We start from the raw sequence: 20,004 nt of genomic DNA on the forward strand, positions 1-20,004 counted from the left end.
ATTTTTCAATTTAAAGGAAGCACCATATCTGCCGTACCATCGGCAAACTGAACATCGACTTCAAATCCCAGGTTTTGAGCTAACATCAACATCCCTCTGTTTGTAGGCATGGTCATTCCAGACATTTGCTTTGTGCCTTTAATCTTGCAATAGCTGATAATTTTCTGCATCAGCACTTTACCTAAGCCTTTTCCTTTCAAATCTGAACGAACCAAAATAGCAAACTCAGCATCACTATTATCTGGTGTAATCAATGCGCGGGCTACGCCTATGATAGACGGTCCGTCGGTATTAAACGCTACCGCAACAAACGCCATTTCGCGGTCATAGTCGATTTGAGTGAAGTTTGCCAAAGCCTCATGGTTGAACTCACCAACCTCAGAAAAGAAACGCTTATACAGATCTTCTTTCGATACGCTATTAATGAATTGAGCATGCAGCGGCTCATCTTCAGGCAGGATAGGGCGAAGCAGGATAGGTTGGCCATCTCGAAGCGTTACAGTTTCGACAAATTCTGCCGGGAAAGGACGAATCGCCAGACGTTTTTGCGCATCTCCCTCGTATTTACACAGTGTCATGTCCGCATCGAGGATAGTTAAATCGCTTCCCGACACCAATACTGGATGGATATCCAGTCTTTGTATTTCTGGCAACTCAACCGCCATTTGGGAGATACGAACTAAGAATTTCGACAACTCACTGATATCGAGCGCATCTTTGTGTTTCTGCAGGCGAATCTTTCCAGACTTTAAAGCAACAACGACAAGGTAGCGTGCAAGCGTCATGTTCAAAGGAGGAAGTGCAGCGACGGCATCTTGGGCGATATTCCACTCCGAGCCGCCTTGACCAAGCAAGATCACAGGTCCAAAGACCTTATCTACTGCAATACTAATCCGTAGCTCTTCAGCGCTGCCGAGCTTTGCCATACCTTGTACCAACAGACCGTGTACATTGGCAGAAGGGTAACTTAGCTTTACGGTATCTAGAATGGATAGCGCTGCGTTGGAAACTTCTCGACTGTTTCTTAAATTCAGGGCGACACCGTGTACATCCGATTTATGAGGAATGTCTGGAGATCGCAACTTAACCGCAACAGGGTATCCGATATTTTCTGCCATATGCACGGCTTCAATGTCGTCAGATGCAATCCATGTTGGCAGAACATTAAACCCGAACAGCTTAAATAATGGGCTGGTTTGATGCGTATCCAAGGTAACTGTATTTTTATCCAGTAGTCGTTCATTTACCCATTCTTTTGCAGAACTCACACTTCCAGAGTGCAATGGCTCTGCCGTCGTTGGCGTTTCCATTAGTTGTTTCTGGTTTCGTCTGTATTCGACCAAGTGCATGTATGCTACAACCGCACTTTCAGGTGTTCTATAGGTTGGAATACCTGCTTGAGTAAATGCCAGTCGCGCTTCTCTCGACGTTTGTTCTCCTGACCAGTTGGTCAAGATATTAAAATGCTTATGCCGAGGGTGAGATTTGATTGCATTAATAACGGCTTGAGCAGTTTCAAGAGGATCAGAAACAGCAGAAGGACTATGCATAATCAATATCGCATCTGCACAGTCGTTATTCATCAGTGCGTTAATGGTATCAATATAGCGTTTTTGGGTTGCGTCACCAGACAGATCAATCGGATTTCGAGCACGCCAGTTGGATGGAAGTACTGCTTGTAATTGCTCAATGGAAGCGTCATCAAGTGTTGCGAGTTGGCCACCACGTTCAATCAAAGTATCAACGGACATAACAGCAGGGCCGCCGCCATTGGTGACGATCGCTAAACGCTCTCCACGAAGTGGCACAGAATGCGTGAGTGTTTCTACCGCAGCGAATAGCTCATGCGTATTGCTGACTCGTAACATACCAGTTCGACGGATGGCAGAATCGTAAATTACATCAAGCGTATCACCATCTTGCTGTTCGAAAGTATTCATCTCTTTAGAGCGGCCCGCTTTTAATACCAATATACGGCGGTTCCGTGAAGCCGCTCGAGCAGCAGACATAAATCGTCGGGCATCCTGGATATTATCCACATAAAGCAGAATAGCTTCCGTATTCCCATCCATACTTAAGTAATCAAGCAAATCTGCAAAATCGATATCCTGTCCGCGTCCAATCGAAATGAACGAAGAAAAGCCAATATTCTTATCATTTGCCCAGTCTAACACTGTGGTACAAACCGCCGCAGATTGTGAGATGAACGCAATTTTTCCGGGCTTAGCCGCAACAGGAGAAAACGTGCAGTTAAATTTGTGCCAAGGCAAGATAATACCTAAGCTGTTCGGTCCTAAAACTCGAATATTCAATGATGAAATATTTAAAGGCTGAGCGTCATCAGAGATAACAATCGCAAACGGTGTGCCTCTCTCATCTAACTCTTTAAGCAGTTGCTCGTTGCGTGAAACGTTCGTACATAAAATCGCAATATCTGGCGTATAGGGTAGGGAAGCCACATCAGGGTAGGCTATAACTCCGGATACCGCTTTATATCGCGGCGTTACTGGCATAATCGCGCCCCCAAATCCACTTTGTAGAAGGTTACGCATAACGACATGCCCTGCTCGCAATGCTTTTTGAGATGCCCCAATAACGGCCACAGAGTTGGGTTTAAAGAGTTTATGTAGTTTATTCATGCTGACTCCTAGCCGTTTGCAAGTAACGTTTGCCTATCGGTTTCATATCAATCATAAACGAATAATTTATTGATAAAACGCCTTCAGACCAGACATTGCATAAAATGTGGGCGATGCTTATGGAGTTTGTGTTATTCATCACATCAAAATCACAGATTATTGTATTTGATGCTTGATAAACGGCCCTGCTATCGGCATGATTTATCGTAATATTTATCCAGAGCATTTGTTACTTCATGAAAAAAATCGCAATCATCGGCTTGTCAGTCCTGCTTTCTGCTTGTGCATCTGAAACTTACATCACAGACGTAACTTCTGAAAGTTATCGAGAGGACTACAAATCAGATCGTATCTCTAAGCCAATTATGGCGTCTGAAAACGCTGTAGTAGAAAAAGACGTACAACCAACTGTTGTGAAAATGACGGCAAAGCCTGAAGAGAAGAAAGTAGTCAAGCTAACGCCAAAAGAGCAGGCGAAGCCAGTTAAGATCGTACCACCGAGTAAAAAGCAAGCAGGTATTCAACGATTCGGCTATACCATTCAAGTCGCGGCTGTGGGTAGCCAAGCGAAAGTCGATCAGTTTGCAAATAAGCTGCCACAGAACGGTCAGCCAATTTGGGAAAACTACAAAGTCGTCAACGGTACTAAGTGGTTCTCAGTTTTATACGGAGACTACGCAACAAGCGCGGAAGCCAAGCAAGCGATTTCGACTTTGCCTGCTCAATTTCAGCAGCTAAGACCATTTGTTAAAAGCATTGACGCCATTAAAAACTCAGCTTACCCAACGCTTAACAAATTAAACTAACACATCAAATAAGGGAGCGAATAGCTCCCTTATTTATTTGTTCAAATCCTACTCGAACAAAATTCCTCACACTAAAATTACTGTACGTCACACTTCAAAGGTTTATCATAATAAATAGTATCTTTTGTAGGTCACGGAAAGATTGATTCATGATTAAAAATATTCTTCTACTATGCGGCGGCGGCTCTTCTGAGCACGAGATTTCATTATTGTCTGCAAACTTTGTCGAACAACAATTAAATCTTATTGAAGACGTTCACGTTACACGCGTAGAAATTAAAAACGAAGGTTGGATGACCAACCAAGGTGAGTTGGTTTACTTGGATCTCAATACCAAGCAGTTGTGCTCAAGTGAATCTAATCAAACCATCGATTTCATTGTGCCTTGTATACATGGTTTTCCAGGCGAGACAGGTGATATTCAATCTCTGTTTGAAATCGCAGGCATTCCTTACCTGGGTTGCGGGCCAGAAGCAAGTAGCAATAGCTTCAATAAAATCACATCTAAGCTTTGGTACGACGCTATCGGCATTCCCAATACGCCATACTTATTCTTAACGCGCAACGATAAAGAAGCTCATGCTCAAGCTCATAAAGCGTTTGAAAAATGGGGAAAAGTCTTTGTCAAAGCCGCTCGTCAAGGGTCATCTGTTGGGTGTTACAGTGTCACAGAAAAAGATAAACTTTCCAATGCAGTAAATGATGCGTTTGGGTTTTCTGACCAAGTGTTGGTTGAAAAATCAGTAAAACCACGAGAGCTTGAAGTTGCTGCATATGAGATGAATGGCCAGCTGCACATAACCAAACCAGGCGAGGTTATTGCACCTGACGGTGCTTTTTACTCGTACGATGAAAAGTACAGCAGTTCAAGTCACTCGCTCACCGAAGTTGAAGCGAAGAATCTAACCCAAGCGCAATTAGATGCAATTCAGCACGCATCTGAGAGGGTATTTAAGCAAATGAATCTTCGCCATTTGTCTCGTATCGACTTTTTCTTAACGGAAGATGATGAGATTTACTTAAACGAAGTAAACACATTCCCAGGTATGACTCCTATCTCGATGTTTCCTAAAATGCTTCAAAATAACGGGCACAAATTCCATGAGTTCTTGGAAGATTGTATAAACAGTGCAAAGTGATTAACGTTATCGAGGCGCGTTTTATGATAGAAATTGTTTTCTAGAGCAAGGTTTATTCAAGCCGTATTTGAATATTGCTCAGTAGCAATTATGATTATATCAACGCATTAAACAGATGACTCAGTGGTATGGCGATTTCAAACTATAGAGGTTTTAACCTGCAGTCAGGCGGACCAGATGGCAGTATTTGGAAGGTTAAAATCAAGAACCACGTCTTACAAGGCAGTTTGACGGCGGTAAAGAAAAGCATTGATTGGTGGTGCGACACCGCATCAATTATTGATCCCAAAGAGTTTGCCGCCCTTGGACAAAGAGCGCAGCAAGTTGGTGGTGCAAAATCAGAAGTCTTTAACGGTTATACTATTCAAAATGATACAGGTCAGCCCAACTCTTGGTACTGTATGTTTAATGGTAAACTGATTAAGGGTAGTAAAACTGCTATTCAACGTCATATCGAAGCTTATTTAGTTGCAAAGCAAAAAGCGATGCAAGCTCAACAACAAAAGAAACAATAGAATGACTCTGGTATATTCAACAGAAACCGGTCGAATTAAGCCGGAAGAAGAAAAAACATCTCGCCCCAAAGGCGACGGTATTGTACGAATTCAGCGCCAAACGAAAGGACGTAAAGGTAAAGGTGTATGCATCGTTACAGGTTTAGACTTGGATGATGCACCTTTAAAATTATTAGCTGCAGAACTCAAAAAAGTCTGCGGCTGTGGTGGCTCGGTAAAAGATGGCAATATCGAAATTCAAGGTGATGCTAGAGACAAGATCAAAGCGCATCTTGAAAAGAAAGGCATGACAGTCAAATTAGCCGGTGGCTAATTTACATTAAGGAAAACTCAGAATGGCGTCTAAAAATAGACGCCATTTTTTATTTTAGTAAGTAATACGCTAATTGCAGAACAAGCAATCGCAGATTGATAGATCGATATTAGCTATTTTATGGTAAATAGCCATTATGTTTAATGGTTATGATGGAGACCTTAAATTTCAAATCCACAGGGGAATAGGAGTGCTCATTGGCAACATTTGGCGTACGAACACTCCCAATTTAACATAATATACATAATGCGCACTGATATAGGGATTCCTGTGGACTTGCAATCACTAAGGCCAATCCAGCACAAGCCATTGAAATGCTTGATAATCCAAGTCCGTTAAACTTTTTTCCTATGTTCTGCCATAGTGTCTGCGCTTCGTGCGTTTTTGCTTTATCCATCGCTAAGCCAATCAGAGCCTTTTCTTTGTCTTCACCGATAGCTTCGGCAAGCATAAGTATCTGATTTTCTTTTAAATACGTTCTTCCTTTACGCACATCAGTAAGCATTTGAGGACTTATGCCTAAGTCTGGCGCGATTTGTTTGTATTGCACGTAGTTCATCTGCTCTTTATAAGCGTCAATGAGCTTGTTTGTGTACATTTTCCAATCCTGCCTTTCAGTATGTTAGCTGGGCTTATAGCTATTGCGTTTGTTTTCTATGGACGCGCGAATTTTGACGTTCCTGCTAGCTCTTACGCTCAAGTTCAACGTTGGATTGAAGAAAATCCATCCGCTACTCCAATGCTTAACGAGTTCATGAGCGACGGCAAGCTGACACAAAACGAATTTGATGATCTTCGCGTTTACATCAAAAACGCACCAAAGCGCGCTCTTCTTTCAAAAATCGCTGAGGCTCAGTAATCATGAACGAAGCTCAAATCATCTATTACGACTTGCTGCCTGACTACACGGTTTCTGTGTTGGTCAAAGGTTGCGACGAATGGGATTTGCTTAAATCCATGTCTCATCTTGAGTCTTGGGCTTCCTCTCAGTTCACTTCTTATGAGTTGGTGTCCATCACCAACACGACCGTTGAACAACGTATCAATTTGGGGGTGTTTGATGACTACTGCAACTAACATCCTTAAAAGTTTCGATGAGCAAAGCGTTCATATTGATTACCTGTGTTTTACGTTTGCCGTGAAAGACTTACGCCATTGTCATGACGCCGTTCGTCGATTGCACAAGCATGAAGAATACAAAGGCTTTGCCAAATCAGGACTGTTACAGCGTCACTGCCGTGCACCTAAGTTCCCTGCTCCACCTGTGTTTAATCCGACCGTCGCTAAGACGTCTGAAGAAATTGAAGCGTACAACAAAGCGTTTGATATCTGCTATCGCAACTACTTGGAAGATTGTTTGCGCATCTTCACCAATCAAGTGCTTGGTTTGTCGTTGTCTGCGCCTCGCGGCTTGGGTTTTCAGTTCTACACCGAATCCATGAAACTGACTTCGCCAGATGGTGAGGACTTTTGCGGCTTCGTTGGTATCGGCGGTAACAATGACACGGTGCATTTCCAAATCAACGGAACGGGATGCAAGCATGTATTTGCCCGTCGTCCTACGTGGTCGCTGCATGACTGGCTGACTAATGTACTTGGTGTGCAAACTCTGGCGCGTGTTGACTTGGCCTATGACGATTACGACGGAATTTTTGATTGCGAATACGCTTATAAGGCGTGGCGTGACGACTGTTTCAGAACCGCTGAACGTGGTCGTGGCCCTGTGCTTCATGAAGACATGACCATTGCCAGTATCGGCAAAGACGGCAAACCGATTTACACCAAAGAGCAATACTCGATTGGTTCGCGTACCTCGCGCATTTACTGGCGTATCTACAACAAGGCACTTGAGCAGAAACTCGCAAATACTGGCCTTGTTTGGTACCGCTCTGAAGTTGAGCTTAAAAAATGGAATGTTGATGTGTTGCTGAATCCAGCTGGCGCGTATGCCGCGCTCAATGATTTTGCTGCGTCAATTTCTACTGCAAAGAAATTCAATACCAAACCTGTCCCGACGAAACGCGCGGCGTTAGACCTGCTGGCCTCTGCGCACTGGATGCGCCGCCAGTACGGGAAAATTCTGAACTCTTTAATCGAATTCCATGAGGGCGACATTGAAACCGTAGTCGGTTCCCTTGTCCGTGATGGAACTAAATTCACCTTCCCCGATACCTACGGCAAGTTGGTGACTCACATATTGGAGACTTAACAAATGGCTAAATCCGTTTTTGTACTTGGCATGGATATCACTTGGAACTCAGCACGTGGTGATAGTGCTCAACTGAACGTGTCACGACCTCTACGTGAAATCAACTCGGAGAAATTCAAACGCCGCACTATCGGTGAATCCGGTGATGTGAATCCTCAATGGGATCAACCTTTGATGATTGACCATGAATATGCCCTGCTTCTTGAGCGCACTGGCGCTCTCGTTCCTCGCCGTGAATACCAATTGCGCTTGGAGATTAACCCAGAAGACCCATTGGCAGGTGCCATTGTGACAGAACTCATCCCTGTGGATGACGACATCAAGAAACATTTTGAAGCCTCATTAAAGGCTAAATAAGGAATTTCGTTATGCCTGTGTGTGCTTTACCTAACGCGGACGGTTTTCTCGCTGTCGTTCCTGACATTGAAGCGGCTTCATGCCGTGGTTATGTCATGGTCACGGCTCAAGAATATGACACGTTAATGAGCTACACACAGCTGACTCCAGGAGAGATATCTCAAGCGTTCAGCTTGGGTTTAACCTTGGTGTTCGTTGGCGGATATCTCTCAACTTACGCCATCAAGATGGCAATACGTTTAATAAAACTACTTTGAGGAATCTGTTATGAAACGTCTAAACGCGCTTAAAAAGTTCGGTAAACAAGCGGTGGCAACCGTCACTGTTGCGGTGCTTTCTGTCCCTGCTATGGCGGCGGAAGGTGGTGCTTCTGACCCGTTTTCCGCTATCGACTTATCTGGTGTGGCAACCAAAATCGGCGCGGCAGGTCTGGTGATTGTCGGCATTACTATGGCTTACAAATCCATCACTCTTGCTAAGCGTGCTGTGAACAAGGCTTAAGTTTATGTTGGCCGTTCTCCACGATGTCCAACTCATCGTCTTTGTGCTTTTGGGTGGCATTGCCGGATACGTGGCCAGCCAAAACTTTAGAGGATAAGGGGGCTTCGGTCCCCTTTTTTAATGGTGAAAACGTGAATAAATCACTCTTTTTACTTCTGTTTTCGTGCTTGTTCCTGTCATGGCATGCAAGCGCAGCTCAACCTACTTACGCTGTGAGAGATGTTATCGCTTATCCCGACTGTAAGCTGTCTAGGGGGATGAGAGTTAATCCTTATTCTTATGTCTCTTGTTATGAAAACAAGTTTGTTCGATACAAAGACTTCTCCACTAAGTCATGTTACATGGATAGCGATGAGTTCGGCTTACGTATAATGTGTAATACCGACAGCTCTTCTTTCCCGAAAATTCAAACTGTATGGTTCCGTCATGATACTGCTAAGTGTCCAGCTGACTATGAAATGATAGAATATGGTGACAGTGTCACCTGCGAACCTATCGTTCCTGCCTGTGAGTATGGTGAAAACCCTGACGGCACCTGTATGGACGCTTGCCAGTTCAAAAAATCCATTGATGAAACCAAGCTGCTTCAATGGCTGGCGTACGTCTACGGTGAACAAGTTACTGGGGCATGCTATGGCGATTTTGGCGCAACCCGTTGCGAACTAGAACGCATTCCTAGTGATACCACGCTGTGTACGGGCGTTGATTCTGGCGAATGGACACAAAACACAATCTGTCAGGGAACGTTCCAGTTCAAAGGCAATCAGTGTGAAGGCGGCACACTCTTCTGGGGTAAAGATGGCCCTGACACCCCTATTATTCCTGACACCCCTATTATTCCTGACGACCCAATTCATGATCCTGACGACCCGACAGGTGACATCGAAGACCCTAGCGTATTACCTGACGACTCAACCAATACGGTGAATCCACCGGATACCGACAGTGAGCCAGACGTGGAAGAGCCTGACACCGATGAATCGACAGACACGCAGTTCTGAAAGCCATTACTGGGATGAATAAGGACGTCAACAAAGTCCTGAATGACATGAACATCGACATCAATCAAGCCAGTGCTGACGTTCAAAACCAAATCATTGCGCTGAATGCGTCGATGGTCACCAACACGCAAGCCATTCAAAAGCAGCAAATCAACGACAACAAGATTTACGAAAACACTAAGGCCCTTATCCAACAAGCGAACGCTGACATCACCACGGCCATGAACAAGAACACCAATGCCATTAATGGTGTGGGTGACGATGTAGAGAAAATTGCAGGGGCAATGGATGGTATCGCGGATGAAATTTCCGGTATTTCTGACACCTTAGACGGTATCGCAAACACAGATACGTCTGACGCAGGTACGGGTGGTACGTGTATCGAGTCCCAAAGTTGTACTGGCTTTTATGAGTCGGGCTATCCCGATGGTTTAGGTGGTTTGGTGTCCGGTCAGTTAGATGATCTTAAACACAACACCATCGACAACTTTGTGAACTCGTTTGGTGACCTCGACTTATCCAGTGCCAAGCGCCCTTCTTTCGTGCTCCCTGTGCCGTTCTTCGGTGACTTCAGTTTTGAGGAGCAAATCAGCTTTGATTGGGTGTTCGGTTTTATTTGTGCGGTGCTCATCATGACGTCAGTGTTTGCGGCGCGTCGTATTATTTTTGGAGGTTAATATGGATTGGTTAGTCGATTTATTTAACAAGCTGTTGGTGTTCCTCTATCAGCTCTTAATCTCGCTGGTCAACATGCTCAAAGACCTGTTCTTTTGGGCGGTTGAGCAAATCATGGCAATGGTGAATCTGTTGCTCTCTGGTGTGTTCTCCCTATTCGCTCCGGTCGATATGAGCCAGTACATGACCAGTATTCCGCCCACGGTGGCTTGGGTTATGGCGGCGGTCGGTGTGCCTCAATGCCTGTCCATCATTCTGGCCGCTATTACGGTGCGCTTGATGCTGCAATTGATTCCGTTTACGAGGTTAGGCTCATGATATACGCCATAGTAGGAAGACCAGGTGGCGGTAAAACCTATGAGGCGGTTGCCTATCACATTATTCCGGCCATTAAGGATGGCCGCAAAGTCATCACCAATATCACCTTAAACATTGATTGGTTCGTTAAGGTGTTTGGTGAAGACGTTCGAGAACTCATCAAAATCGTGGATGGCCGTTTAACGGATTTCGGTTCAACCTCGCGCCCGTTCAGTCAGATTGAAGACTACTCGGACGAATGGCGCAATGAAAAAGGACAAGGGCCACTTTATGTTGTCGATGAGGCGCACATGAGCTTGCCAAGTCGAGGCTTGGCCGCGCCGATTCTAGAATGGTACTCAATACACCGTCACTACGGTGTCGATATCATCTTGCTTACACAGAACATCCGCAAAGTGCATCGAGACATTAAGGACATGATTGAAGTGACCTACCGATGCACAAAGAACACGGCCATGGGCTCAACCAGTTCTTACACCAAGAAAGTGCAAGATGGTTGTGCCGGTGAAGTGGTGAACACCTCTACCCGATTTTATAAGTCAGAATACTTCCCGTTCTATAAGAGTCATTCGCAATCCAACAAGCAAGTGCAGGAAGCCGAAGCAAAAGACATTCGCCCGTTCTGGAAGCGTTGGCCTGTCGTCGGAACGGTGGTGCTGCTATCGCTTGGATTGGTTTTCAATATTTGGGCTTGGTGGCCGGAGCCAGAGCAACCGCCCGACCCTGTTAAACCACCGCAACCAGTACAAGCGCAGCTGCCTGACGGAACGCCAACGGTAGATACGGCAGAAACCAAAACGAAGAAGAAAAAGAAAGCATCAGGGTTCGGGCCTTTGGAAGATTACGACTTCTACATCACCGGATACGCAAAGCAAATCGCCTACGCCAAACGGCTGAAGTATGCTGCCGAACTCGACCGTGACCTGACGTTCTACAAGATATACATCGATGTGTACGATGGCCGCGACAAGCTATTCAGTTTCGATCATCTGGACTTGGTAAAGATTGGGTATCAGTTCGAAGTGTTGAGCGACTGTGTATATCGAGTGACTTGGGAAGAAACAGAGAGGATCTTCACGTGCGGCCAAAGAGAAAAGCCATCAGACATATTGCAGCAAAACATGCCTGTCCATATCTAGACCGCTCGCCACAGCGTCGAAGCTAGCGCAGTCTGCGTAGACCGAGGAAGCGGAACATGTAGGACACCAAACCTTGGCACTTCCACACCGAACTTAATCATGGGGCTCTATACGAGCCCTTTTTTATTACGTGCGCGGTATTGCGAGCATTTTGGGAGGGGCCCGCTTTGCGGGAGGGACCTAAAAGCGGAGCAAACCCCCGAATCTGTATTACGGGGGTATTACGGGGGTAAATTCCACCATGCTTCAACTGTTCGATGAAATCGTGATTAGGCTCAAATAAGTAATCAAACACCTATGCAATAGATTTATCTCATTGAAACTATGAAGTTTACCTATTGAGCATATCGAAAGGAAACTGCACAATGTGCGGATAATAGGAGGCGAATAGCCGTATACAAGCGTTATGTGAAAGGAGGTAAAAATGGATGAAGCACGAATACTAAAATCCGGTGAAGTTGTCACGGCTGAAGATCTATATTTTATGGAAAATGTTGAGAAAACAGATTTTTGCTGTGATGAGTGCGAGGTACCACTGGTTCCTTGCTCATACATAAAAGACTTCAACTTACGAAAGCCTTACTTTAAAACGTTTCCTGATCGGAACCATAAATCATGGTGTGAAACTGAAAGCGCATCAAAAATAAGGAAAAAAGGACTGCGCTCTAGGTTAGCTTCTGAAGAGGGTTTTCCATTGATATACCCCAACCGCTTTAAGTTAAGGAAAGAAAGTGCCTCAGAAGCATCTGGTACTTCCAGTAAACCCGGAATTAGAAAAGCAAGGCTTGGGACAAGGAACTCCAATGAGTTTCCAGACAACAATCGCAAATCAAACTATGAGACGAGTTCGTTCAAAAGTATCGTTAATGAGTACTTCGACTTCCCCCATGACAGAGATAGGGAGCTGTTTTTTGAAGGAGTTAATGCAGATACATATGCTACAGTTTTTCAACGAATTGAAAACACCTTAGGAAAGCAACGTTTCCGTTTGCAGGGTGAGGAAACTAAAGTTTACTACTCTACATTATCGTGGAAATTAGCAGAAGTTGTTAATGATATTTTGAGGATCGAGCTTTCCCGGGGTAAGTGGGTTGATAAGAAAAACGTACGGCCATACTACGTTGAAATCGATATGTCAGATTGGCCAAAGCAAAGTAAAACCAAATTTATCAATCGTTATAAGGCTGTAGTTGAAACCGTGCGTGGTACGTCAAAGAGAGCTTTAATAGCCTTTTTGGGGAAGCAGGACATTGAAGATGATTACTTTAGGTTCTTTGCTCAACACCGTCTGCTAATTGATTTTAAACTGTTCCACGATGTGTGAATTCACATAACAAACTGTTTAAGGGGAGTTATGTTCTTATCGAAAAAGGAAAATGAGGTCAAACATGGTAGTAATTGATTCGAAGGGAAAGTGTTTCATCTGCGGAGAGAGAAAAGTTACAGGCTCCTGGATAGGTGCACAAGGAGAAATAGGTGTTTGTGTTATTTGTGCTACCAATAAACTGCCTCAGTTAATAGCGGATGCGGTTTATGGTGCAATGCCTCCCAAATCATACCATTCACGTCCAGTCGAAAATGCCCAAAAACACTTAGACACAATAAAGTCCAACTATTTTGAAGCATTGGCAAAAGCTGCTTTACCGGATGCTAAAGGGGTATCTGATGAAGAACTGACGGCTTATGAAGAGCGAGTATCAAGTACATTGTTGGAGCCAAGAACATAACAAAGCGTTTAACATGGATTTGGCACGCGTGGTATTTGACCACGCTTTTTTAATCTTTGCTACTTGATCCAATATTTCCTTAGTCTTAGCCTATGTGTGCTAGGTTTTATATGTTAAGGATATGAAATGGCTAAGTTTTTAAATACAAGTGCTACAAACTACTATCTCGAAGAGCTTATCAAGAACGCATCGGAAAGACTGATCCTTATCAGCCCTTTTCTTAAGCTTAATGATCGAATTCGAGAGCTTTTAGAAGATAAAGACCGATTAAAAATCGACATCAGAATTGTCTATGGCAAAAGCGAACTACAACCTGATGAGATCAACTGGCTTAAAGGTCTCTCCTTTGTACGTACGAGTTTTTGCAAAAATCTCCATGCAAAGTGCTACATGAACGAAAGTGCTTGTATCATTACAAGTTTAAACCTTTATGAGTTCAGCCAAGTAAACAATAACGAAATGGGCATCTTCATTGATCGTGACCAAGACCCCGATGTCTACAAAGATTCTTATGAGGAAGCGCAACGCATTATTCGTATTAGCGATGAAGTTCGTATTTCGTTAGAGAAGATTACATCATCTGTCAATGACCCTGCTAAAAGTGAAGAACCAGAACAAGCCAAGCTTACTTCATCCAAACTAGCCAAGAAGCTCAAGATTAAAACAGATGATTTCCTTCAGATGTGTGTAAGCAAGGGCTACTTATCTTTCGATGATGGAAAACATTCTTTAACCGAAGAAGGAAAATCGTTAGGTGGTGAGTTCAAGTACAGTAAGCGTTTTGGTCCTTACTTTATTTGGCCAGAATCATTAGAAGTGGAATAGAAAAATAAGGTGTATTAGATCGTACTCGACCTCACAGCTTTGATGATTAGTTTATGATCAAATCCTAGAGACGTTCCGTTGGAACCCTGACTCAAAGCTGGACATTTTTGTGAGTTAACTAACTGATTTGCGCTAATGGTCATAATGAACACCTTGAAATGTATATTTTTATCCACATATCCAAATAGGTGCAATGTTGCACTGCATTATATTTATAGGATTTATTATGAAAGATTCAGAATATGTAAATTTTTCAGAAGATTATGAGCTAGATCGTCATCTTGAATTGGTAGGAAAGTCTAAGTCTATTAAGAACCGAGCGTATCTAAGAGAACATACTGGTCCAAGAGCTAAAGAAGAGTTAGATAAGACATTCTTAACACATGCTGAGTTTAAGCCATATGTTAAGCAAGACAAACCATACTTAGATAATCCGGCTTAGTTTCCATTAAGGCTCCAACCGGAGCCTTCAATTAAACTATTTTCTTTAATGCTCTTGCATACTTCAATAGTTGGTGAGCAATCTTAATATCATTTGAAGCACCTAACTCTAACAGAGCCACACCAAGCAGCACTTGTTGTGCAGTAACTAGTTGGCCAGTTGGAAGCTCTAATCGATCATGCCTCATTACGAAGTTTTCCCAATCTTCACAAGAGCTCAATTCCCTACCCTTATTCATCCTCATTAAGCGTTTACACTCTGGCGGAATGGATTTCCCCTTATCCCATTCTTTGACCGTTCTCACAGTTTTCAAACAAAGTTTGGCAGCTTCTTCGACGGTTAAACCACATTCAAATTCACGAAAAATATAGTTTTTAGTCATTTCGTGATACTTCATTGAATTGTCCCTCAAAAGAGAGACATTTTATATGACACGCATATGCAATCACATTCAATATGAGCGCCCATAATACGCCGTAGAATTGGTTATTAATCACCAAGTTTCATTGTCCAATATTGTTCCAATACATTTGGTATCTTTCTACATATTAGTATCAGGAAAAATTCCACCCACCCATGCGCACCTTGGTGAATATCAAATGAGATGAACGAGTGTAGTTGTGTAGTTAGGGTGATGTTTTTTGTAGGAAAAATAACTATTTGTGGTCATTGAGATTAAAAATGCTCGAGCTTTTTAATATAATTATTCGTCATTTCAACATTAGGTATAAGTCGTGCTTAATATTAATAATCAAAAGAAAGCGATCGTACTATTCGCATTTTTAACTGTCGGTTCTGCGTTTCTAAATGCTTATGGCATGGTAGCTAGTGTCTTAGAACAAGTAATTTCTTTCTTTTCAACATTGATTACATATGCCGTCATTGTGACTTTATTTTCAGTTTTCATGGGCGCTGATGTAATCGACTCTAAAATTCGAACCTACATTGGCATCAGTTTTGTGCTCATGACCATCGTTGAAAATGTTTGTCCGATGATACTTTATAGTAACCAGACTCTCCCTGATGATTACTATTTTGTATTCTTTATTCAGTTAATACTTAATGTATACATAGCGAAGGTAATAGCTCATGAACGCAATTCTTGAACAGTTAGGAAAAGCATCCCCTCTAGGTTCTCTTTTAATGAAGATGAAAGGTCAACTAGATTCAAAAGCTGATGCAAACCGAATTTATAAGGATTTGTATCCAGTTTTAGAAGATCTTTTGTCTCGTGGATATGGTTTTGACACTCCAGAGGTTCAAGGAGTAATTAGTGTACTTAGAGAATTACCCGCCTGGGGAGCTAAACGAGCAAACTTCGAGAAGCGTTACTTACAAGATGAAAGCACGCTGCGCAAACTGCCTCGTGACCCGTCTTATTTTAATGGACAAGGTTGTTGGCATTAAATATTTTGCTAAATCATACAGGCTCCACTCGGAGCCTTTTTTATTACACCATATTCTTCAACACTCTCGCATACTTCAGGATTCGGTGAGCGACTTCTCTATCATTTGAAGCCCCCAATTCTAATAACGCTACGCCAATCAATACTTGCTGAGGCGTCACTCGTTGACCAGTCGGCAACTCTAAGCGGTCATGCCTCATTACGAAGTTTTCCCACCCATCGCAGATGCTCAGCTCTCTACCCTTGTTCATGCGCATCAGCCTTTTACACTCCGGCGGAATGGCTTTTCCCTTGTCCCACTGTTTGACCGTCCTCACACTTTTTAAACAAAGTTTGGCAGCTTCTTCGACTGTTAAACCACATTCAAATTCACGAAAAATATAGTTTTTAGTCATTTCGTGATACTTCATTGAATTGTCCCTCAAAAGAGAGACATTTGATAGGATACGAATATGCAATCGCATTCAACATAAGCGCCCACAATACGAAGAGAAGGCACCGAAATCAATTGCCTTGTTTTTATCAAGAATCAAAGATAAACTCTTTTAAATCAACGATAAAAGCCATTTATTATGAACTTTAATATTAATCAACTAGGTACCCCAGTGTTAAAAAAAATGATTTTGGTTGTGCTTCTTTTCACAACACACGCAAGCAATGCAGGCGAAATAATCGATACTAAAATTACAAGCCTCATGTTCGATAAACAATATTCTCATCAAGTGTATATTAAAACCAGTAAACAGCATGATAGCGGCTCAAAAGCTGACTGCCAGGATTCCGTTTGGTCTTTCGTTTTAAAGCTGGACAGTGAACAAGCAAAGTCCATGTATTCAATGCTACTGGCTGCCCATATGGCAGGAAAGTCTGTAACCCTAGCTGGTACAGGTAGATGTGATGCTCATAGAAGCCACACAATTGAGGATTTACGAAGAGTAGAGCTTGTCTCTGGTATGTGACAACAGTATTCAACACAAGCGCCCATAATACGAACTTGTGAATTAGAAGATTAGCATTGGTGATGATAGCTTGGTGACGCCGTATTTGGCTTTTTGCTTTATAGACTGCAGTAGCCGATTAAGGTCCTGCACTGTATCTTTGATTACGTTCGACACTATACGCGTTTGTTCTGCATCTTGCTCATTCAAGTAACCGAACAACTGGATCGGATATTCCATTATTTCTCTCCAACTTTCTGAGTTAACAAGATCTTTGGCTGGCGTTCTTGAAGTTCTGATACTAACTCTGCTGGGTATGAGCTAGTGTTTAAGTTATATCAGATAAGCAACCTAACGATTGCTTAAAGCCTTTGTCTGCAAATTTACTGCTCATTATATCCTTTCGATAACTTATGTTTTAAGTTATCGAAAGGATGAGAAAATTCAATGTTCTCACTTATGGGCACGTATTGTCCATCCCATAAAGTGTAATTATTACATTAGCTTTATAGGAACGTAAACTCTCTACTTTTCAATCTATACCTAGATCTTTCTTCATATGTTCACTCAACTCGCTAGTGGTTCTTACATTAATTTTATGTTTGCAATGATGGATTCTCAACTCTTCACCAAATAATTTTACTAATGATTTTGTATACAAAGCACTAATATTATTTATTATTCTATACAATGTACCTTTCTGATAAACGGATCTTTTCGAATTTCGTATTGCAGTCTTCATATTTAAATATTCTCACATTTTTAACTTTATAAATTAAAGAATTATTTTCAAGTTCGATATTTATTATTGCTTTTGTCAATTTTGAATGAGTCATTATCAATGATGCGCAATCGACAATTAAATTATCTGAATCCAACTTAGTAATTTCACGAGAGAGAATTTTTATTTTTAAATTTTCCGTTTCGTTATTTAAGTCGATTGAGTTAATTTCTTCAGGATATTTGTTTAACTTAATATCCAATATGGTTTTATTAAGATAGTAGTCTGCCATTATTTCATGACGGCTTTTAAATATCATTGTCCCCCTCCGTTGATGCAAGTTATACTTTCCCTCCCGTTAAAAGACAACGTGACTCAGAGTTGCAAAAAGGTAACAATCATGGAATTGATGAACAATGAGCTGATCTGCTTTGCAGCCATTTGTAAACACCTCTCTCTTACAGAGGCATCAAAAGAACTTAGAAAGTCGAAAGCTCAAGTCAGCAGGCAGTTAGCGGCATTAGAAAAGCAACTTGGTGTAACACTCGTCCACAGGACAACAAGAAAACTCGTTTTAACTGATCATGGCGAAAGCATTAGAGAGCTTGCCATCAAAACGTTAGAGAGCTTGCAGGAGTTAAATTACAGAGCTAGCTCGTTGAGTGAATGCATTAATGGAAAGTTTAAAATTACAATGCCCAATTCTATAGCCTCTTCTATTTTTGGTTCTGTACTTAAAGGCTTACAAGAACGATATCCAGCAGTGAACTTTGAAATATCATCAAGTAACAATGTTGAGAATTTATTAGAAAGCAATGTAGATTTAGCGATTAGGCTTAATAATATTATTGATGACACTCTGATTGCACATAAAATCGGTGATTATAACGATGTTTTAATATCTACATTTAACAATGCCAATAATAACACGCTATTAATCTACAAGAATCACTCGAATAAGGAATCGATTAAAAGGCAGTACACTGACGTTATCGAAGTTGATAACACCTCTATTTTAATAAACTTTGTCTCTGAGGGGGTTGGGGTTGGCGTCATTCCAAATTACCTTGTAAAAGGTAACCATATAGACAAAAATATCCAAATTTCACAAAATTTTGATATAGAACGCTCCATGTATATCGCCTACCCTTATCAAAACCCTTTACCAAGAAAGCTAGCTGAAATATCTACTTTTATTAGGTCTGAGTTATCAAAAATATTGAAAAATGAATCACTTTAGGATGGCTTTTCAGGTTTATAATTTTCCTTTGATAACTCATGAGGTCTAGCGAGAAGCTTTGTAACGTATTGTTTCAAAGAGCCTCGGCAAGCATTTATGAAAATCCCCAACTTTATGCTTGTTATCACAACATGAGATGCTATACCGTTTCATTATCAAGGCTTTGCGTGGAATAAATCACGCGGGTTAAACGATAGATTGACTTACATTAAAAATTTAATCGAAAGCAGCTTTATATTAAATTGATTTCATACCGTTCTGCGTGTATCTTCTACCCATATCCCCACAATAACCAAGGAGAATGCCATGGATAAGCTACTCGCGTCTGCACTAGAAATTAAGCAGCGAACTATGGTGACTGGCTTTTTTGCTAGAAATGGATTCAAAATTGCTATGACCGATTTTGATGATGTCACTTTTGAGCGAGAAGGTGTGCAAGTTAACGTGCATTTTGATTTACAGTCAAACGCAGAGTCTGCATCTATTTTATCCCAAGAGGCATCTGCCATTCCTGGTTAGTTATTTTGTTGTCAATCATACGCAAAGCCGAACGCAAACGTTCGGCTTTTTAATATGCGAAAAACGGGATTACAAAAGATGCGGCACAAACCTGCGTTACTGTCACTCATCCAAGTAAACAATCAATAAATCCGCTTCAACCTCATTCGCTACCCTTGGTACCGATGAAAAGAAACGGCTCAATAAATTATGATGATGACCGCAGACAACTAGGTCTATTCCCTCTTTTTTTACGATTCCCGACAATTTGATATGAAGGTCACCGATAACTGCCATCGTCTCGTGTACTGGATATAGGCATTTATCAGCGAGTTCTTGTAGCTCCTTTTGCAACTTTTGTTCTTCTTTCGGCTCCATGATCACACGATCAACATCCACATAAACGAATGAAAGTTTGGCGTTCGAGTTCTTTGCTTGAGTTATTGCTTTTTCGATAACGACTTGGCTAGATTGAGATAAATCAACAGCGACTAAAACGTGCTTGTAACTCATTCTTTCTCTCCTAGTTAGTTTTCATGTGCTTATAGTAAGTCTAGTTCACTAAGAGCGAATGCAATGTCTAAACTCATATTTC

The 20,004-nt window shown here is 42.0% G+C and carries 30 protein-coding genes; 23 read left to right on the top strand and 7 right to left on the bottom strand.

The window, feature by feature from the left end:
* Window positions 1-5: 5 nt before the first annotated feature.
* The gene (locus tag NDJ01_RS22860; RefSeq protein WP_258587414.1) at window positions 6-2,639 is read right to left on the bottom strand and encodes a bifunctional acetate--CoA ligase family protein/GNAT family N-acetyltransferase; all 2,634 of its coding nucleotides are present in this window, start codon (window positions 2,637-2,639) and stop codon (window positions 6-8) included.
* Window positions 2,640-2,875: 236 nt separating this feature from the next.
* Here NDJ01_RS22860 and NDJ01_RS22865 point away from each other — a divergent pair, with 236 nt between their 5' ends.
* From NDJ01_RS22865 to yciH, 4 genes are all read left to right on the top strand, one after another.
* Entirely contained in the window at window positions 2,876-3,445 is a 570-nt protein-coding gene (locus tag NDJ01_RS22865) for an SPOR domain-containing protein (protein WP_005390018.1), read from the top strand.
* 149 nt (window positions 3,446-3,594) lie between these two features.
* Window positions 3,595-4,584 (top strand): D-alanine--D-alanine ligase, encoded by a 990-nt coding sequence (locus NDJ01_RS22870; RefSeq protein ID WP_258587415.1) that lies wholly within the window; start codon window positions 3,595-3,597, stop codon window positions 4,582-4,584.
* A gap of 128 nt (window positions 4,585-4,712) precedes the next feature.
* On the top strand, window positions 4,713-5,099 hold the full coding sequence (locus NDJ01_RS22875; protein WP_005395460.1) for a DUF3319 domain-containing protein: 387 nt from the start codon (window positions 4,713-4,715) through the stop codon (window positions 5,097-5,099).
* A 1-nt stretch (window position 5,100) separates the two neighbouring features.
* Window positions 5,101-5,412 carry a stress response translation initiation inhibitor YciH gene (gene yciH / locus NDJ01_RS22880; RefSeq protein WP_012842285.1) on the top strand — a complete coding sequence of 104 codons (312 nt, stop codon included), beginning with the start codon at window positions 5,101-5,103 and terminating at the stop codon, window positions 5,410-5,412.
* Window positions 5,413-5,641: 229 nt separating this feature from the next.
* Here the strand turns inward: yciH and NDJ01_RS22885 are convergent, their stop codons facing one another.
* The gene (locus NDJ01_RS22885) at window positions 5,642-6,010 is read right to left on the bottom strand and encodes a DUF3693 domain-containing protein (protein ID WP_213907033.1); all 369 of its coding nucleotides are present in this window, start codon (window positions 6,008-6,010) and stop codon (window positions 5,642-5,644) included.
* A gap of 21 nt (window positions 6,011-6,031) precedes the next feature.
* On the opposite strand from NDJ01_RS22885, the gene NDJ01_RS22890 reads away from it, so the two are divergent.
* The 14 genes from NDJ01_RS22890 to NDJ01_RS22955 all read left to right on the top strand — a co-directional run bounded on the left by NDJ01_RS22890 (window position 6,032) and on the right by NDJ01_RS22955 (window position 14,606).
* Entirely contained in the window at window positions 6,032-6,271 is a 240-nt protein-coding gene (locus NDJ01_RS22890; protein ID WP_258587416.1) for a hypothetical protein, read from the top strand.
* A 2-nt stretch (window positions 6,272-6,273) separates the two neighbouring features.
* Window positions 6,274-6,489, top strand: coding sequence for a hypothetical protein (locus NDJ01_RS22895; RefSeq protein ID WP_005477640.1), 216 nt, complete (start codon window positions 6,274-6,276; stop codon window positions 6,487-6,489).
* Window positions 6,473-7,621, top strand: coding sequence for a replication initiation factor domain-containing protein (locus NDJ01_RS22900; RefSeq protein WP_070363890.1), 1,149 nt, complete (start codon window positions 6,473-6,475; stop codon window positions 7,619-7,621). The genes NDJ01_RS22895 and NDJ01_RS22900 overlap by 17 nt, the downstream gene beginning before the upstream one ends.
* A gap of 3 nt (window positions 7,622-7,624) precedes the next feature.
* Complete coding sequence (locus NDJ01_RS22905; protein ID WP_025510703.1) at window positions 7,625-7,978, top strand: DUF1293 family protein; 354 nt, start codon at window positions 7,625-7,627, stop codon at window positions 7,976-7,978.
* 11 nt (window positions 7,979-7,989) lie between these two features.
* Window positions 7,990-8,235, top strand: a complete 246-nt coding sequence (locus NDJ01_RS22910; RefSeq protein WP_258587417.1) for a single-stranded DNA-binding protein — start codon at window positions 7,990-7,992, stop codon at window positions 8,233-8,235.
* A 10-nt stretch (window positions 8,236-8,245) separates the two neighbouring features.
* Entirely contained in the window at window positions 8,246-8,479 is a 234-nt protein-coding gene (locus NDJ01_RS22915; protein WP_258587418.1) for a phage coat protein, read from the top strand.
* A gap of 257 nt (window positions 8,480-8,736) precedes the next feature.
* A complete protein-coding gene (locus NDJ01_RS22920; RefSeq protein ID WP_258587419.1) occupies window positions 8,737-9,480 on the top strand; it encodes a hypothetical protein in 744 nt (247 codons plus the stop codon).
* 14 nt (window positions 9,481-9,494) lie between these two features.
* Window positions 9,495-10,157 carry a hypothetical protein gene (locus tag NDJ01_RS22925; RefSeq protein WP_258587420.1) on the top strand — a complete coding sequence of 221 codons (663 nt, stop codon included), beginning with the start codon at window positions 9,495-9,497 and terminating at the stop codon, window positions 10,155-10,157.
* A gap of 1 nt (window position 10,158) precedes the next feature.
* Entirely contained in the window at window positions 10,159-10,473 is a 315-nt protein-coding gene (locus NDJ01_RS22930; protein WP_017822026.1) for a DUF2523 family protein, read from the top strand.
* A complete protein-coding gene (locus NDJ01_RS22935) occupies window positions 10,470-11,612 on the top strand; it encodes a zonular occludens toxin domain-containing protein (protein ID WP_258587421.1) in 1,143 nt (380 codons plus the stop codon). Before NDJ01_RS22930 ends, NDJ01_RS22935 begins: the two co-directional genes overlap by 4 nt.
* 424 nt (window positions 11,613-12,036) lie before the next feature.
* Complete coding sequence (locus NDJ01_RS22940) at window positions 12,037-12,936, top strand: hypothetical protein (RefSeq protein WP_258587422.1); 900 nt, start codon at window positions 12,037-12,039, stop codon at window positions 12,934-12,936.
* Window positions 12,937-13,000: 64 nt separating this feature from the next.
* Window positions 13,001-13,339: a hypothetical protein gene (locus tag NDJ01_RS22945; protein ID WP_237285096.1), complete on the top strand. Its 339-nt coding sequence runs from the start codon at window positions 13,001-13,003 to the stop codon at window positions 13,337-13,339.
* Between the two features lie 126 nt (window positions 13,340-13,465).
* Window positions 13,466-14,164, top strand: a complete 699-nt coding sequence (locus NDJ01_RS22950) for a phospholipase D family protein (protein WP_083110768.1) — start codon at window positions 13,466-13,468, stop codon at window positions 14,162-14,164.
* Window positions 14,165-14,390: 226 nt separating this feature from the next.
* The gene (locus NDJ01_RS22955) at window positions 14,391-14,606 is read left to right on the top strand and encodes a hypothetical protein (protein ID WP_258587423.1); all 216 of its coding nucleotides are present in this window, start codon (window positions 14,391-14,393) and stop codon (window positions 14,604-14,606) included.
* Window positions 14,607-14,637: 31 nt separating this feature from the next.
* On the opposite strand, the gene NDJ01_RS22960 is transcribed toward NDJ01_RS22955, so the two are convergent.
* Window positions 14,638-15,003 (bottom strand): regulator, encoded by a 366-nt coding sequence (locus tag NDJ01_RS22960; RefSeq protein ID WP_258587424.1) that lies wholly within the window; start codon window positions 15,001-15,003, stop codon window positions 14,638-14,640.
* Window positions 15,004-15,340: 337 nt separating this feature from the next.
* Between NDJ01_RS22960 and NDJ01_RS22965 the strand changes: the two genes are divergently transcribed.
* Window positions 15,341-15,712, top strand: a complete 372-nt coding sequence (locus NDJ01_RS22965) for a hypothetical protein (RefSeq protein ID WP_237285098.1) — start codon at window positions 15,341-15,343, stop codon at window positions 15,710-15,712.
* Window positions 15,696-16,013: a hypothetical protein gene (locus tag NDJ01_RS22970; protein WP_237285099.1), complete on the top strand. Its 318-nt coding sequence runs from the start codon at window positions 15,696-15,698 to the stop codon at window positions 16,011-16,013. Before NDJ01_RS22965 ends, NDJ01_RS22970 begins: the two co-directional genes overlap by 17 nt.
* 43 nt (window positions 16,014-16,056) lie before the next feature.
* Here NDJ01_RS22970 and NDJ01_RS22975 read toward each other — a convergent pair whose 3' ends face one another.
* The gene (locus tag NDJ01_RS22975) at window positions 16,057-16,422 is read right to left on the bottom strand and encodes a regulator (protein ID WP_258587425.1); all 366 of its coding nucleotides are present in this window, start codon (window positions 16,420-16,422) and stop codon (window positions 16,057-16,059) included.
* Between the two features lie 162 nt (window positions 16,423-16,584).
* Between NDJ01_RS22975 and NDJ01_RS22980 the strand changes: the two genes are divergently transcribed.
* The gene (locus NDJ01_RS22980) at window positions 16,585-16,971 is read left to right on the top strand and encodes a hypothetical protein (RefSeq protein ID WP_258587426.1); all 387 of its coding nucleotides are present in this window, start codon (window positions 16,585-16,587) and stop codon (window positions 16,969-16,971) included.
* 42 nt (window positions 16,972-17,013) lie between these two features.
* On the opposite strand, the gene NDJ01_RS22985 is transcribed toward NDJ01_RS22980, so the two are convergent.
* On the bottom strand, window positions 17,014-17,190 hold the full coding sequence (locus NDJ01_RS22985; RefSeq protein WP_258587427.1) for a hypothetical protein: 177 nt from the start codon (window positions 17,188-17,190) through the stop codon (window positions 17,014-17,016).
* 443 nt (window positions 17,191-17,633) lie between these two features.
* Entirely contained in the window at window positions 17,634-17,990 is a 357-nt protein-coding gene (locus NDJ01_RS22990; protein WP_258587428.1) for a hypothetical protein, read from the bottom strand.
* Window positions 17,991-18,071: 81 nt separating this feature from the next.
* On the opposite strand from NDJ01_RS22990, the gene NDJ01_RS22995 reads away from it, so the two are divergent.
* Together NDJ01_RS22995 and NDJ01_RS23000 are read left to right on the top strand one after the other, a co-directional pair.
* The gene (locus NDJ01_RS22995) at window positions 18,072-18,911 is read left to right on the top strand and encodes a LysR family transcriptional regulator (protein WP_258587429.1); all 840 of its coding nucleotides are present in this window, start codon (window positions 18,072-18,074) and stop codon (window positions 18,909-18,911) included.
* 306 nt (window positions 18,912-19,217) lie between these two features.
* Window positions 19,218-19,430, top strand: a complete 213-nt coding sequence (locus tag NDJ01_RS23000) for a hypothetical protein (RefSeq protein ID WP_012842272.1) — start codon at window positions 19,218-19,220, stop codon at window positions 19,428-19,430.
* Between the two features lie 102 nt (window positions 19,431-19,532).
* On the opposite strand, the gene NDJ01_RS23005 is transcribed toward NDJ01_RS23000, so the two are convergent.
* A complete protein-coding gene (locus NDJ01_RS23005; protein WP_012842271.1) occupies window positions 19,533-19,922 on the bottom strand; it encodes a universal stress protein in 390 nt (129 codons plus the stop codon).
* Window positions 19,923-20,004 lie beyond the last annotated feature (82 nt).

The organism is Vibrio sp. HS-50-1 (genome assembly GCF_024747315.1).
In the GTDB taxonomy this organism is placed as follows: Bacteria; Pseudomonadota; Gammaproteobacteria; order Enterobacterales; family Vibrionaceae; genus Vibrio; species Vibrio diabolicus.